Source organism: Rhodococcus sp. Ni2 (genome assembly GCF_021352185.1).
In the GTDB taxonomy this organism is placed as follows: Bacteria; Actinomycetota; Actinomycetes; order Mycobacteriales; family Mycobacteriaceae; genus Rhodococcus_F; species Rhodococcus_F qingshengii.
In genome coordinates this window covers 879,574-894,103 of sequence record NZ_WOXZ01000002.1, presented here as the reverse complement: position 1 = coordinate 894,103, position 14,530 = coordinate 879,574, and the positions used below count along the sequence as shown (strand labels likewise).

At 65.0% G+C, this 14,530-nt stretch carries 10 protein-coding genes; 3 read left to right on the top strand and 7 right to left on the bottom strand.

Annotated elements, in window-relative coordinates:
- Window positions 1-22: 22 nt before the first annotated feature.
- Both grpE and dnaK read right to left on the bottom strand, forming a co-directional pair.
- Complete coding sequence (gene grpE, locus GN300_RS17690; RefSeq protein WP_003944430.1) at window positions 23-619, bottom strand: nucleotide exchange factor GrpE; 597 nt, start codon at window positions 617-619, stop codon at window positions 23-25.
- Window positions 616-2,469 carry a molecular chaperone DnaK gene (gene dnaK, locus GN300_RS17685; RefSeq protein ID WP_003944365.1) on the bottom strand — a complete coding sequence of 618 codons (1,854 nt, stop codon included), beginning with the start codon at window positions 2,467-2,469 and terminating at the stop codon, window positions 616-618. Before dnaK ends, grpE begins: the two co-directional genes overlap by 4 nt.
- A gap of 262 nt (window positions 2,470-2,731) precedes the next feature.
- Here dnaK and GN300_RS17680 point away from each other — a divergent pair, with 262 nt between their 5' ends.
- A complete protein-coding gene (locus GN300_RS17680; protein ID WP_039972689.1) occupies window positions 2,732-3,307 on the top strand; it encodes a hypothetical protein in 576 nt (191 codons plus the stop codon).
- On the top strand, window positions 3,304-4,308 hold the full coding sequence (locus tag GN300_RS17675; protein WP_063314850.1) for a TIGR03617 family F420-dependent LLM class oxidoreductase: 1,005 nt from the start codon (window positions 3,304-3,306) through the stop codon (window positions 4,306-4,308). Before GN300_RS17680 ends, GN300_RS17675 begins: the two co-directional genes overlap by 4 nt.
- Window positions 4,309-4,327: 19 nt before the next feature.
- Here GN300_RS17675 and GN300_RS17670 read toward each other — a convergent pair whose 3' ends face one another.
- The 5 genes from GN300_RS17670 to GN300_RS17650 form a co-directional block, all read right to left on the bottom strand.
- On the bottom strand, window positions 4,328-4,972 hold the full coding sequence (locus GN300_RS17670) for an FMN-dependent NADH-azoreductase (protein WP_063314851.1): 645 nt from the start codon (window positions 4,970-4,972) through the stop codon (window positions 4,328-4,330).
- A 23-nt stretch (window positions 4,973-4,995) separates the two neighbouring features.
- On the bottom strand, window positions 4,996-6,579 hold the full coding sequence (locus GN300_RS17665; RefSeq protein ID WP_063314852.1) for an MFS transporter: 1,584 nt from the start codon (window positions 6,577-6,579) through the stop codon (window positions 4,996-4,998).
- 104 nt (window positions 6,580-6,683) lie between these two features.
- A complete protein-coding gene (locus GN300_RS17660) occupies window positions 6,684-8,168 on the bottom strand; it encodes a dynamin family protein (protein WP_054827512.1) in 1,485 nt (494 codons plus the stop codon).
- A complete protein-coding gene (locus tag GN300_RS17655; RefSeq protein ID WP_007726689.1) occupies window positions 8,165-10,033 on the bottom strand; it encodes a dynamin family protein in 1,869 nt (622 codons plus the stop codon). Before GN300_RS17655 ends, GN300_RS17660 begins: the two co-directional genes overlap by 4 nt.
- 123 nt (window positions 10,034-10,156) lie before the next feature.
- Window positions 10,157-12,454, bottom strand: coding sequence for an IniB N-terminal domain-containing protein (locus GN300_RS17650; protein ID WP_007726688.1), 2,298 nt, complete (start codon window positions 12,452-12,454; stop codon window positions 10,157-10,159).
- A 335-nt stretch (window positions 12,455-12,789) separates the two neighbouring features.
- Between GN300_RS17650 and GN300_RS17645 the strand changes: the two genes are divergently transcribed.
- On the top strand, window positions 12,790-14,517 hold the full coding sequence (locus GN300_RS17645; protein WP_063314853.1) for an Hsp70 family protein: 1,728 nt from the start codon (window positions 12,790-12,792) through the stop codon (window positions 14,515-14,517).
- Window positions 14,518-14,530: the final 13 nt, after the last annotated feature.

Sequence of the window (14,530 nt, the reverse complement as noted above, 5' to 3'; positions counted from 1 at the left end):
TGGGCGTCTCCTCCTCTCACTCTTACTTCGCTTCTTGTTCTGAACCGTCTGCAGGCTTGTCGCCTACCCGGTCCGTCACGGCCACCATTGCGGTCCGAAGGACCCGGTCGCCGAGCTTGTATCCCTTGCGCATGACCGTCCCGAGTACCGGGTCGTGGCCTTCGCCTTCATGTTGCACCGCTTCGTGGAGTGCGGGATCGAAATCGTCACCCTCGCTACCGAAGTCGGTCAAACCCAGACCCGTCAGAGTCGTGTTGAGTTTGTCTGCGAGTGCACGCAGTGGACCCGATTCGAGGTCACCGTGTGCCCGAGCGCGATCCAGGTCGTCGAGAATTCCGATGAGCTCGGTGATGACCGAAGCCCGCGCGGTTTCCTTGATGACCTGCTTGTCACGCTCGACGCGACGACGGTAGTTGGTGAACTCCGCCTGAAGTCGCTGCAGATCCGCAGTCCGTTCGGCGAGCTGATCGGTGGCGGATGCTTCCTCCACGATCGACTCTGCTTCCTGAACTACCCCTGTGTCTTCCGAGTCGAGCGGCGGCAGGGATTCCCCCGCCGCCTCTCCCTGTGCACCGGTCTCGGGGTCGACCGGGTTGTTCTCGGGGTTGTCCGAGGTCACTTCTTGTCCGAGTCGGTGGGCTCGTCGACAACCTCGGCGTCGACGACGTCGTCGTCATTGCCTGCGCCGTCGGTGTTTCCGGCCTCGTTTGCAGCGGAAGCCTCGTAGATGGCCTGGCCCAGAGCCTGCGACTCGGTGCCCAGCTTCTCCACTGCGGTCTTCACTGCAGCGATGTCGGTGCCTGCCAGGGCGTCGTTGACGTCCTTGACCGCTGCCTCGACCTTGGTCAGGATCTCCTCGGAGACCTTGCCCGCGTTCTCACCTTCACGCTGCTCCTTGACGAACTTCTCCGTCTGGTGGACCAGCGACTCGGCCTGGTTGCGAACCTCTGCCTCTTCGCGACGGGCCTTGTCTTCCTCGGCGTGAGCCTCGGCATCCTTGACCATGCGCTCGATCTCTTCCTTGGACAGACCGGAGCCGTCCTGGATCTTGATCGTGTTTTCCTTGCCGGTGCCCTTGTCCTTCGCCGTCACGTGCACGATGCCGTTGGCGTCGATGTCGAAGGTGACCTCGATCTGCGGAACGCCACGCGGGGCGGGCGGCAGATCGGTGAGCTCGAAGGAGCCGAGCAGCTTGTTGTGCGAAGCGATTTCGCGCTCACCCTGGAAGACCTGGATCTGCACCGAAGGCTGGTTGTCGTCAGCGGTGGTGAAGGTCTCGGAACGCTTCGTGGGGATCGTGGTGTTGCGCTCGATGAGCTTGGTCATCACGCCACCCTTGGTTTCGATGCCGAGGGAAAGCGGCGTGACGTCGAGGAGCAGAACGTCCTTGACCTCACCCTTGAGCACACCGGCCTGGAGTGCGGCGCCGACGGCGACGACCTCGTCCGGGTTGACGCCCTTGTTGGGCTCACGGCCACCGGTCAGTTCACGAACCAGATCGGAGACGGCCGGCATACGGGTGGAGCCACCGACGAGCACGACATGGTCGATGTCCTTGACGGCGATTCCGCTGTCCTTGATCACTGCCTGGAACGGCGCACGAGTGCGATCGAGCAGGTCCGAGGTGATCTTCTGGAACTCGCTGCGGGTGAGCTGCTCGTCCAGGAAGAGCGGGTTCTTGTCCGCGTCGACCGTGATGTACGGGAGGTTGATGGAGGTGCTCTGCGAGCTGGAGAGCTCGATCTTCGCCTTCTCCGCAGCCTCACGCAGACGCTGCAGGGCCATCTTGTCCTTGGTCAGATCGATGCCGTTCTGAGCCTTGAACTTGTCGACCAGCCAAGCGACGACGCGCTCGTCCCAGTCGTCGCCACCGAGGTGGTTGTCACCGGAGGTTGCGCGAACCTCGACGACACCGTCGCCGATTTCGAGCAGGGAGACGTCGAAGGTGCCGCCACCGAGGTCGAAGACCAGAATGGTCTGCTCGGTGTCACCCTTGTCGAGTCCGTATGCCAGTGCAGCCGCGGTGGGCTCGTTGACGATACGAAGGACGTTGAGGCCGGCGATCTGGCCGGCTTCCTTGGTTGCCTGACGCTGTGCGTCCTCGAAGTACGCGGGGACGGTGATGACGGCGTCGGTGATGTCTTCGCCGAGGTAAGCCTCCGCGTCACGCTTGAGCTTCATGAGCGTGCGGGCGCTGATTTCCTGCGGCGTGTACTTCTTGCCGTCGATTTCCACGTTCCAGTCAGTGCCGATGTGGCGCTTGACGGAGCGGAGGGTGCGGTCGACGTTCGTGACTGCCTGGTTCTTCGCGGGCTGACCGACGAGAACCTCGCCGTTCTTGGCAAATGCGACCACCGAGGGGGTGGTACGTGAGCCTTCGGCGTTGGCGACCACTACGGGCTCGCCGCCCTCCAGCACTGCAACTACCGAGTTGGTCGTACCGAGATCGATACCGACTGCACGAGCCATAGTGTTCCTACCTTTCGTTCTGCGGTTCTCTGCCCGAGTGGTTGCTCTCGAACATGACCGCGAGTTTTTCGCTTGGTGAGCGTCCTCCGCTCAAGTTTGCCTCCGACCGTGGCCGGGAGTCAACTTGAAGTTGAGCCGAGGGCGCTCAAGCTTGTCGAAATGGTCAACTACAGCCCACGTAGATTTGTTCCCGCCTTCCCCGAAAAGCCGGAAAAGTGCGCCACATCACTTCCGTATCTCTCCGAATGGCTAGGATCGGCCGGTGACCGATCCCGACAATTCTCCCGCGCGACCTCCTCGCCCGTCACCTCCACGCCCGGCACCCGAGCGACCCGACGTCTCGGTTCGGCCGCTCCGACCTGCAGCGAGCGACGAGACACCCAAAGCCGTGACATTGTCCACCTCTGCCTGGATCGGCTCGTTCGTCGTCCTGGCCGGAATCGCCGGAGTGGTAGTCACCAGCCTCGACGACGTCCGGTCGGCTCTCGAAGAATCGACTGCGCGCGACAATCCCGGATACTCGTCCACCGACATCTCCGATGCCGTGACCGTCGTACTCGCGGGCAGCGGCGGCGGCGCTCTCGTCCTGGTCCTGCTCGCACTCATGAGCCTTCAACTCCTCCGCGCACGCAAGAACGCCGGGCGGGTGATGACGGCGATCGTGGGAGTCGTGAGCATCGCGGCCGGACTCGGCTTCATGTCTCTGGTCGACGGCGCAGCAGACATCGGCGCCGGAGTTCTGAGATGGGGTCCGATTCTCTACTGCGCCCTGGTCGCGGTGGCGGCGATCGCTCCGTTCGCTCCCGGTGTCAGCACCTGGCTGCGGGGACGCCGATGAAGGTTCACGTACAACTGGACTCCGCGCCGGGCGCGGGCGCTGCTCGTAGCCGTGAACTCGCGGAGACCGGCGCCGGTGGCCTGTTCACGTTCGAGGGACCACACGACGTGTTCTTCCCGCTCGTCGAAGCAGCATCGGCCGTCGACCTCGACCTGATGACCAACGTCGCCATCGCATTCCCCCGCAGTCCCATGCATCTGGCGCATTCGGCCAACGACCTGCAGTTGCTCAGTCGCGGCCACTTTCGACTGGGTCTCGGATCGCAGATCAAACCGCACATCGAAAAACGCTACAGCGCAACTTGGTCGCGTCCGGCGGCCCGCATGAAGGAGACGGTCGCAGCGGTCAAGGCGATCTTCACTGCGTGGGAGAACACCTCGACGCTGAACTTCCGCGGCGAGTTCTTCACCCACACGTTGATGCCTCCGACGTTCGATCCCGGCCCCAACCCCTATGGGCCGCCGCCCATCCTGATGGGTGCGCTCGGACCGGTGATGACCAGGACGGCTGCCGAGGTGGCCGACGGACTACTGGTCATGCCGTTCCACACGCAACGTCATTTCCTCGAACGAACACTTCCGGCCGTCGATGCCGGTCTTCGCGAATCCGGCCGCACCCGAGACGAATTCACGATCATCCCGCAGGTCATCGTCGGCGTCGGCCGCGGCGACGATCAACTTGCCGCGGCCGCCAGAGGCGTCCGAGGCCTGCTCTCGTTCTACGGTTCGACGCCCGCATACCGTCCGGTGCTCGACGTCGAAGGGTGGGGCGAGGTCCAACCGGAACTCAATGCCCTGTCGAAGCGAGGTGGCTACACCGAGATGGCGTCGCTGATCACCGATCCGATGCTGACCACACTCGCCGTCGTCGGCACTCCCGAAGAGTGCGCCACCGAGATTCGGCGGCGGTTCGGCGAACATGCGGACGAAGTGTGCTGCTATTTCCCCGGTTACGACGTAGAACCGTCAGACGTGGCGTCGATGATCTCGTCTCTCACCTGAACCCGGTCGAACTTCTTGATCAGGCCCCCAAGGCACGGGCCAGCTCGGTCAACGACTCCCGGGCAGCACGCAGGCTCGCGTCACCCTGCTCGATCAGAGGTGCCATCGCCGGAATACGTTGCGCCAAAGTCAGTTCCGCGGTGATGACGGAGACATCCATTCCCATCGACACCCCGAGCACCTGAACGAGTGGCGGGACGGTGTGATCGTTGGCCTCGTTTCCCGAGCCCGGCGCATAGGTGTTTCCGCGGCTGGAGACGATCACCACCGGCTTACCTGCCAGAGGCTGAGTACGCGTGTCGAAAGGGACCGTAGTCCCCAGGACGTGTACGTAGTCGATCCACGCCTTCAACGTGGACGGGATCGACCAGTTGTACATCGGCGCACCGATCACGACGACGTCTGCAGCGGTAAGTTGCTCGATGACCCGAGCCTGGAGTGCTTCCGCTGCGGGATCCGGAATCTCGCCCTCGACTCGCAAGCGTGGTGCATAGTGCAGGGCCGCGTCCGCGAGGTGCGGCAAGGGATCCCGGTGCAGGTCCAACGTCACCGTCGTGTGATCCGGACTGTTCTTCGACCACTGCTGAGCGAACAGTGCGGTCAGATCACGTGAGGTCGAGTGGTGGAGTTCGGCGGACGAATCGATGAGAAGTAGCTGTGGCATCCCTCATCACTACCAGAGCGCGCTCAACTCTTCTCCGCGGCTAGATCGGATTCCGCCGCGTACTGCGCCAGCAGGACTCGTTCGCGCTCGCGACGCGGATAGAAGAACGTCACCACCGCGGCACCGGCACACACGATGATGCTCGCCGCGATGTAGGCGTTTGTATCCCCGTCCAGGAAGGCGTTTTTGGCGGCGGTCATGATTTGCTCCGCGTATTGCGGGTAGCGTTCCGCCAGAACTTCGGCGCTGGAGAAGGATTTGGTGAGCGCGGCCTGAGTTTCGGGAGTCACTTCGGATGCGTTCGGCGAGGACGAGATCGCATTTCCCAACGATTTTGCGTACCCGGCCGTGAGTATTCCGCCGAGAATCGACTGCATGATGGCGCCGCCCAGGTCGCGTTGCAGGTCCGAGGTTCCCGACGCCATACCAGCGCGGTGCACGGGAACGGATCCGGTCAGCGAACGCGATGCCGGTGTGCCGGCCAGACCGACGCCGATGCCGACAAGCGCATAGGCCAACGCGACCTGCCAATACTGTGTGCTTTCGTTCCACAGGAACAGCGCGACGAACAACCCGAGAACCACGAACAGGTAGCCGGCGAGCAGCGTGACGCGGGCGCCGTACCTTTCGATCATGGTCGCCGAGCGCGGCGCAACGACCACCATCGCCAGCGCAGCCGGAATGATCGCCGCACCGGCTGCCAGCGTCGAGTACCCGAGGACGTTCTGCAGGAACTGCTGGCCGATGAACATCGCGCCCATGAGCGAACCGAACACGACCAACCCACCCACCGCCGCGACCCAGAAGGTCGGGCGCGCAGCTACGTGAAGATCGAACAGCGGATTGACCGCGCGTCGCTGTTGCAGGAAGAACCCGATACCCGCGACAACTGCTATCGCCCCGAGCACCAGAGCCAACGTGCCCGAACCCTTCACCGGCGCAAAGTTGATGGACAATACCAGCGCCCCGATGAAGACGATCGACACTATGCCGCCGAGGTGATCGACTCGCTCGGTCGTCTCGTTGACGTGAGCGGGAACCAACACCAGGGAACAGATCAGTGCCACAAGGGCCAAGGGAAGGGTGACGAAGAAGACCGAACCCCAGTGAAACTGCTCGAGCAGCGCCCCCGAGACGATCGGACCGAGTGCTGAAATCGCGCCACCGATTGCCGACCACATGGCAATCGCCTTGGTTCGTGCCGGTCCGGCCCACAACGCCGTGATGATTGCCAGCGTGGTCGGGAACGCCAGACCTGCCGAGACGCCTCCGACTATCCGAGCGAGGAACAGCACTTCGAAGTTCCCGGCGAATCCCGCCACGATCGACGCCGGAATGGACAGCGCCATGCCGGTGACCAGCAACATCTTGCGGCCGTATCGGTCTCCCAAGGCCCCCAGGTAGAGCACCGTTCCGGCCAGGCCCAGCGAGTAGCCGACCGCGATCAGGTTCAGTTGCGTCTGACTGGCGTCGAAAGCCCGCCCGATATCGGGCAAAGCGACATTCGCGACCGAGAGATTGAGGTTCGCGACCGCAGCGACCAGGATGAGCGTCCCCAGGACGAGGGTGGCTCGATCCGGTGAAGCGGACTTGATGTCACTCGCCATGCGCGTGCTCCCATCGAGGTGGGACCCGAACCTGGGAGTTATGTCCGGATCATCCCGAACTCAAGATAGAACCCTCGTCCGGCGCTCGCATAGTGAACGGGTCCCTATTCGGGCACAATTTCAGCCAGGACGCCCTCGGCGCTGCGGGCGGCGACCAGGCAGGCGCGCGAGGTGAACCTGTCGAAGAGCGGATGTCTGGACAACTCGCGCCATCTGCGGACAGCCGCCGTGGCCCGCGCACGCTGCACCTCCGGCGATTCTTCCGGTTCGCAGCCCAACCGGTCACTTGCCCGGATTCCGTAGCCGCCGATCAGTCTTTGCAGTTGTGCCAGGTCGTCGGGTGGCAGATCCGTGTGTACCGAACGAAGACGCCCGAGCAGGCGAAGTTCGTGAAAGCCGTGAACATCGGCAAGCAACCGTTGCGCCTCCGCCGCGATCTGATCGCCTTCCTCGCTCGGATCGGCTTCGAGGATTCTTCCCAGCGTCACCAGCGCCGTGTGCGATTTGAGCTGATCTGCCCGCTGCCCGAATTGAACGTCGATCACCTGACGCAGTTCGTCCAGGCCGCTGCGCTCCAACAATTCGGCCGCCAGGGACGGTGAATCGGTCGCCCCCAACTTGATCGACGTCACGGCTAGGCGAATTCCGAAGAGCCCGAACCGATCGGCCAATTGCGCCCGCATCGCCGCATCGACCGGCAGCGGACTGTCCTGCCTGGCAAAGCGATCCGCGGAGAGCAGTGCAAGGCTCAGATCCTCGGCCGGAACCTGCGCGAGCGCCGAGAAGGCCGCGAACTCGCTCTGCCTCATCGTCCGAGCAGCGAGCGCGAGTAGACCTGCCACCGGAACCACCGACTGGCACAGGCCGGTTCGCTCCAACTCCTCGGCGAATCGCGCCGCGACGTCCTTCGCCGAAGACAACGCGTCGAGCCTGCCTGCGCCGACCTCATCGGCACGCGAGAGAACTCCGATCACTCCGAGTGGCCCGGATTCTCCGCCCACGTGATCCGCGATCTTCCCGAGGAACTGCATGTCACTGGCGTTGAGAGCCCGCAAGAGGTAGACCACTGCATCCGCGCCCGGTGCCTCACCGTCGGGAACGAGCATGTCCCAGGTGCGGGCCGAGACCTCGGTCGAGAGCGACGAGGTGCCCGGTGTGTCGATGATCGTCGTACGAGCCAATGCCGAAGACGGCCAGTCGACGTCGATGCGGTCCACCGAGTCTGCGGTGTACTCGCCCAGATCGAACGTGAGCCTGCCGTCGCGGCGCGTCACCGGCACGTTGAACTCGGCACCGTTCTCGGCCGTCGCGGTCACCTGCGGCGTCGTCCCGTTCCGATACCAGGTGACGACGCGTGTGCATTCCGTCGCGTCGGTAGGCGCTATATCCTGTCCGACAAGCGAATTGAGCAGCGTCGACTTACCCGCTTTGAGGGAGCCGGCGAGCGCCACCCGGAGTGGCTCGTCGAGCCTGGCCGCACATTCTTCCAACTGGGCGCGCGTCTGCGGCTGATCGGCGTAGGCACGTCTGGCGTGGTCGATCAGGGCGTGTGCCGACTCCACTGCGGTCACGGTGGTCGCGGCATTCATGCGTTGGTCACCTTTGCCGAGGCAGGAGCGGGAGTTTCGCCGATCAGCGTTCCGGCAACGGCGTCGAGCTCCGCGACGACGCGCATGTCGGTCTCCAGACGCTTGATCCGAGCGGCATGTTCACTCGATTCCAACTGCGCGGCTTCCTGAGTGGCGCGGAGGGATTCGTTGATCGAGCGCAACGCCTGCTCGGCGATGTCGGTGAAGTGATCACGCAACAGCCGCTGCACCAGGCGCAGGCGGTCCTTCGACTCCTTGCCCACCTGGAAGCTGACGTCGTCGGCAAACCGTCGGATGGCCGCTTTCGCCTCAGCGCGACGCTTGAGCACCTGAGCCTGCTTGTCTTCACGATAAGCCTTGGTGCCCAGCAGAACCCCGGCGCCGATGGAGATCGGATTGACCAGTGCCATGCCCATCATCGTGGTGATCAAGCCGAACATGAGCACGCCGCCGTACGAGCCGCGCATGCCGACCAGGACTTTCTGAGTGATGCCGATTCGGCCGGATTCGAGGTCCGCCAATGCACCGACCGGTTCCAGGAAACCGTCGGTGTCGGCGACGTCGAGATGCGGGAGCGCGACGTCACCGGTCTCCGCAAAGTGCTGCGCCACAACTTCTGCCAGCCACTGTGCGCGATCATGCGCCCACACGAAGTTGTCACCGATCGCGGTGGCGATCTCCTGTTCGAGCCACTCCCCCACGACGTCCCAGTCCTTACCGGGATCGCCTTCGTCGACCGTCTCCTCGGCCTGGCGGGTCACCCGGCGCAACCGGTCCCGGAGGTCGTGATCGATGTCGGCGGCGAGGTCTGCGATGCCGTCACCGAGGCTCTGCTGCCACAGTGAGGTCTTCTTGTGCAGTTCCTCGGCCGCTGCCCGGGCACGCTGCAGTCCCGCGACCGCTGCCTGAGCGGTCGACGGATCCTTCAGCGCCGCAAGCTCACTGCCCATCTCCAACGTCAGATGCGCTGCCGCAGAACGCACATCCATCGCAACTGCGCGTCGAGTATTCGATTCGGCACGCGCAACGACGTTGTCCCGCAAGAACTGATAGAGGTCCAAAAATCCGGATTCCGCTTCGAGTTCCTTGTCCCCCAGCCTCAGCGCGTGCGAGCGCAGTACCGAGGAGATCGGAATGAGCGGCAGATCCAACCCGGCACGCTGGAGATGTCCGCGATCGGCGTCGAGGATCTGCCGCCAATGCGGGTACAGATCGGTCTTGCTGATCAGCCCGGCTACCGCAGGACACAGATTGACGACCTGGCGGATGAATCCCAGCTCCGGTTCGGTGAACTCCTGGCTGGAGTCCGACAGAACCAACACTGCATCGGCCGCAGTGATCAATCCCAATGTTCCTGCAGCATGAGGATTTCCATGACCGCCGACACCAGGGGTGTCGATCAGAACCAAACCGTCGGCCAACAGCGGACTGGGAACACCCACTTCCACACGCAGAACCTCACGCCCTTCGGCGCGAGGCGTGGCCGGGGTGATCCCCATCAGTTCCTCGAGCGGGAGGGGCACCCGAATGGGCGCCGCACCCGGATCGGCGAGAATCAGTTCGGCGACCGCGGTCTCCGCGTACTGGACTACCGTCGCCACGGCCGTGGTCTCGTCGTCACCGACCGAGCACACGTCGATGCCGAGCAGAGAATTGACGAACTGGCTCTTGCCCTGCTTGAGGGGTCCGACCACCACGATGCGAATACGCGGGTCGTTGACTCTCACCTGAGCGTTCTCGAGTCGGCGCACCAGATCCGTGCGCCCGAAATCCTTCGCCACGACGGCTGTTCGTTCGAGCAACGACGCCGTCGACGACGCGACGCGCGCCTTCCGGCTGCTTACCTGACTCGCTGAATCACTCATGAGCTACGTTGACCCGCAATTCTTCCCGACTCGAATATCCGGCCCTGCGAACGCATAGCGCACGCAGGGCCGGATTTGTTACATCAGGTCATTTTGACCGATTTCAGTTCCTGCGTCAGCAGATCAGGGATGCAGGTGATCGACAACCGCAACCGGGTCGATGTGATCGACCGGCGCTGCAACCGAATCCTCGGCGAAGAGCGAGTGTTCGGTATCGGCGCTCAGACCCGAAGTGGAACCCGAACCGAAAGCATCGGTCGCATCGATCGACGACCACGGGTTCAGCGCACCGGTCAACGAACTCGTCAGGTCGGACACTCCGCTCACTGCTCCACCGAGGGATCCGCCCAGGTCAGCGACTCCGCCGCCGCCAACGGTACCGCCGCCGTCGACTGTGCCACCGGCAGCTGCGGCTGCGTCGGCACCGATCGAACCCGTCACGTCGGTGACTGCTCCGACAGCCCCGCCGAGCGATCCACCGAGATCGGTGACGCCGTTCAGTGCGCCGCCGAGCGACCCACCCAAACCGGCCGCAGCGTTCGTGGCCGCGTCGAGACCTGCTGTTGCGTCGAGACCTGCTGTTGCGTCCAGCGCGCCGCCCACAGTTGCTCCGAGGTCGCCGGTCACACCGCCGAGGTTCAGGCCTTCTGCCGCGATGCTTCCGAGGTCGACGGAAGGCAGTTCAGCGGAGATCGGGCCGAGGTTCACAGCGCCGAGGTCGACGGAGGGCAAGTCGGCACCGATCGAACCGGTGTCGATTCCGCCGAGGTTCAGTGCCGTGTCCAGCGCTCCACCGAGTGCACCTTCGGCACCGAGAACGCTGTCGAGAGAGCCCCCCAGCCCGAGGCCCGCGCCCAGCGCACCGTCCAGCGCGCCGGTCAGGTCCGTGCCCACGGAACCGACAGCACCCAAGCCGCCTGCACCTGCGAGGGCGGTGTCGAGAGCCGCAGCGACACCGGCTGCCAAGCCTGCTTCACCGCCCAGACCGAGTGCACCACCGAGGTCGATTCCGGTAAGTCCGCCTGCGCCCAGCGCTGCGTCGAGAGCGCCGCCGAGACCGCCCGCGAGCCCGGCATCGACGCCGAGTGCCGAACCGAGAACACCCTCGAGGGCCGTCGACAGATTCGCGCCTCCGGCCAGAGCTGCCGCGAGGTCTGCGCCGAGACCGCCTTCGAGGTCGAGTGCTCCCCCGAGCAGTCCACCGAGTGCGCCACCCAGGTCGGCTCCGACCGTTCCCCCGGCACCGAGGGCGCCGGAGAGTGCCGCGCTGAGCTGCGCGCCGAGGTCTGCTCCGCCGCCGAGTACGGCGTCGAGGTCGAGTCCGCCGCCGAGACCCAGTGCTGCGTCGAGTGCGCCGCCCAATGCAGTTTCCAGACCGCCGCCGACGCCGAGTGCTCCGCCGAGGGCGCCACTCAGGGCAGCACCGAGATCGAGGCCGCCCGCGATATCGGTGAGAACGCTGACATCCGTGATCGCGCCGAGGACGCCGCCGAGCGATGCACCCAGATCGGCGCCGATCGTGCCGCCGGCTCCCAGGACGCCCGAGAGCGCGCCGGACAATGCCGTGCTGAGGTCGCCTGTCAGAGCGCCGGCAAGATCCAGGCCGCCGCCGAGTGCAAGAGCGGATTCCAGTGCGCCGGTCAGGCTCGTGCCCAGTTCGCCGCCGATGTCAAGGAGACCGCTGAGGTCTGCTGCGCCGCCGAGGAGTCCACCGAGAGCCAGGCCGAGATCGGCTCCGAGGTCACCACCGATGGCGAATACGGGTGCGAGAGCTCCGCTGAGCCCTGCCGTCAGGTCGAGTCCGCCGACTGCGCCGATCGCGGCGTCGAGGGCTGCTCCCAGCTCCGCAGTCAGGCCGCCGGTCACACCGAGGGCGCCGCCCAGAGCCGCGCTGAGCTGTGCGCCCAGATCGAGAGCTCCTTCGAGATCGAGTGCGCCGCCCAAACCGAGACCGGCTTCGATCACAGCGCCGAAGGCTGCGCCGAGTTCGGCACTGATCTCGCCACCGATGGCAAGCGCAGCGCTGAGGGCTGCTGCGAAGTCGCCGACCAGGTCGAACTGGCCGCCGAGGGCGCCTCCGACTCCGATTCCTGCACCGGCGCCGAGACCCAGGCTGCCGCCGAGGCCACCACCGAGACCACCGGTGAGTCCACCACCGAGACCACCGCCGAGTCCGAGACCGCCGCCGATTGCACCGGCAGCGGACGCACCGGCGTTGACGATCGCGGACAGGTCGGCGCCACCACCGGCAAAGAGTCCGGACTCGGCGACCAGCGGAGCGACCGCGACGATGTCGGCGGGGCTGACGTCGCACAGACCGGCAGCATCGAGTGCCGCGGTCGGGTTGGCGCAGTAGTTGGCAGCTGCCTCGTCGTCACGAAGTAGCCCGAGGATGAATTCGAGTACGGCGTTCGTTGCCATGGCGGGTTCTCCTGAAGTTCGTTGACCGGGTTGTTGCCGGTGGGTAGTTGCCGGTGGTCCGGAAACTGGTGCGCTGCCAGAGGTAGCGAGTGGAATCAACGCTAAGAACTTTTGCGACTGGGGCCAACGGGGAGCACCCCCCTCTTCTCCAGGGACAGGTGGGGAAGCCCCCCATTGGGCTACGCCCGGTCGGAATAGGGGATTTGCCCCGATTAGGGGATCGGTCCCCTACTTCGTCGCGACGCCTCCGATCCGGTAACGATCTAGGTCCTGAAACCGACATCGCAGACAACCGCGACAGTCCTTCTGTCGCCCACGACCAGGGGAGTTCGTTCATGGCGGCAGGGCTCGGCATCAGCATCGGTTCGGCCACTCTCGTAGCTGTCACCGACGGCTCGACCGGTGAAACGCAACAGGTCCGCTTACCCAGTGCGCTGCAATTGGACGACGGATCCGTCATCACCGGATTTGTCGAGCGCGTCGGAGACCCGATTCCGATACTTGCGGCCGACGGTACCGAGTACCGCGGCGAGGCTCTCGCGGCGACAGCGGTCGGCGCACTGGTAGACCAGGCAGGCGGTAACGAAGGGCCAACTGTCGTCCTGGCTCACCCGGTGGGGTGGAACCGCCACACAGCACGCACCATGGAGTCCGCTCTGGACGACGCCGGAATTCACGGGGCGACTCTCGTCACCGAACCCGCAGCCGTCATGGCGTGGCTCGCCGCTTCCGGAACTGTCGTCAGCGACGGTCTGACCGTCGTCTACGACCTCGGTGCTCGCTCGCTCGACGTCACGATGATGTCCACGACCGACGGACGAAGCGAGATATTCGGTAAGCCGCTGCGCAGCGAGGACATCGGCGGCGACGAATTCGATCACCTCGTCACCGTTCACCTGCTCGATGCGGTTTCCGACCAGTTCGCAACCCTTGATCCCTTTGCACCCGAGACGATTGCAGCGCTGGAAACTCTGCGCGAGCATGCCCGCGCAGCCAAGGAGGAACTTTCCACCGAGACGGAAACCGTTGCCCGCGTGGCGCTTCCCGGTGCCGTCAGCGACGTTCGACTCGTTCGTTCCGAACTCGAAGATCTGATCCGGCCCGCCCTCACCGAATCGGTGGCATTGGTTCGCGAAAGCCTGCGATCTGCCGGCGTCGAGTCCAGTGACGTCAATCAGGTTGTCCTGGCCGGCGGAAGCTCGTCCATTCCCCTTGTCGCCGAACTACTGTCGGCGGAGCTTCGTGTCCCGGTGATCGCCGACGCCGATCCAGCGTCGTGCGCGGCGTCCGGCGCCGCGACCCTCGCACTCGACGCCAGAGACTCGCAAGTGCCGGCCGCTGCCACTGCAGTGATTCCCGCCGAGCCGTCTCGCAAGCCCGCACCGGTTCCCGCCTTCTCCACTCCGTTGCTTGCCGAGCCGACCGAAGAAGAGAACACGGCGACTCGACGCTCGTCGAGGGTCGGCGTCGTTGCTGCAGTGGTGGGAGCATTCATCGTGCTCGCCGCAGGCGGGCTCGGAATCGGAACTGCCATGGACAAGATCAACGTTCCGTCCAGTTCGGCGAACACCACCAGCGAGTCCACCTCCTCGACCGCTTCGACCACCGCGGGCTCTACTCCCGGCAGCACCACGGCAGCGGAAGCGGCAGGCACCGGATCCACGACTGCGAACAACGGCACTCAAAGCAATCAGCCCGGTTCTCCTGCTGCCGCAGGCGGCTCGACGACGGCGCCGGGGGCAGTTCCGGTTGCCGGCGCACCGGCGGGATCCTCGCCCGCACCGGGCGAGACCGCTCCGTCGGCGCCTGCACCTGCCGCACCCGGCGCCCCGGCGCCCGCACCTGCTCCCGCCCCGGCACCAGCACCCGCACCCGCGCCTGGAGCCGGCGTCGGGACCGGTGTCGGTGACGCTGCGACCGGCATCGGAAACGGAGTCGGCGGTCTGGTCGACGGTGTCGGCAACGGAGTCGGCGGCGTGGTCGGAGGTCTCGGTAACGTCGTCGGTGGTGTCGGAAACGTGGTCGGTGGTGTCGTCGGCGGCGTCACCGCACCGATCCGCTGACCGGCGGTCTTTC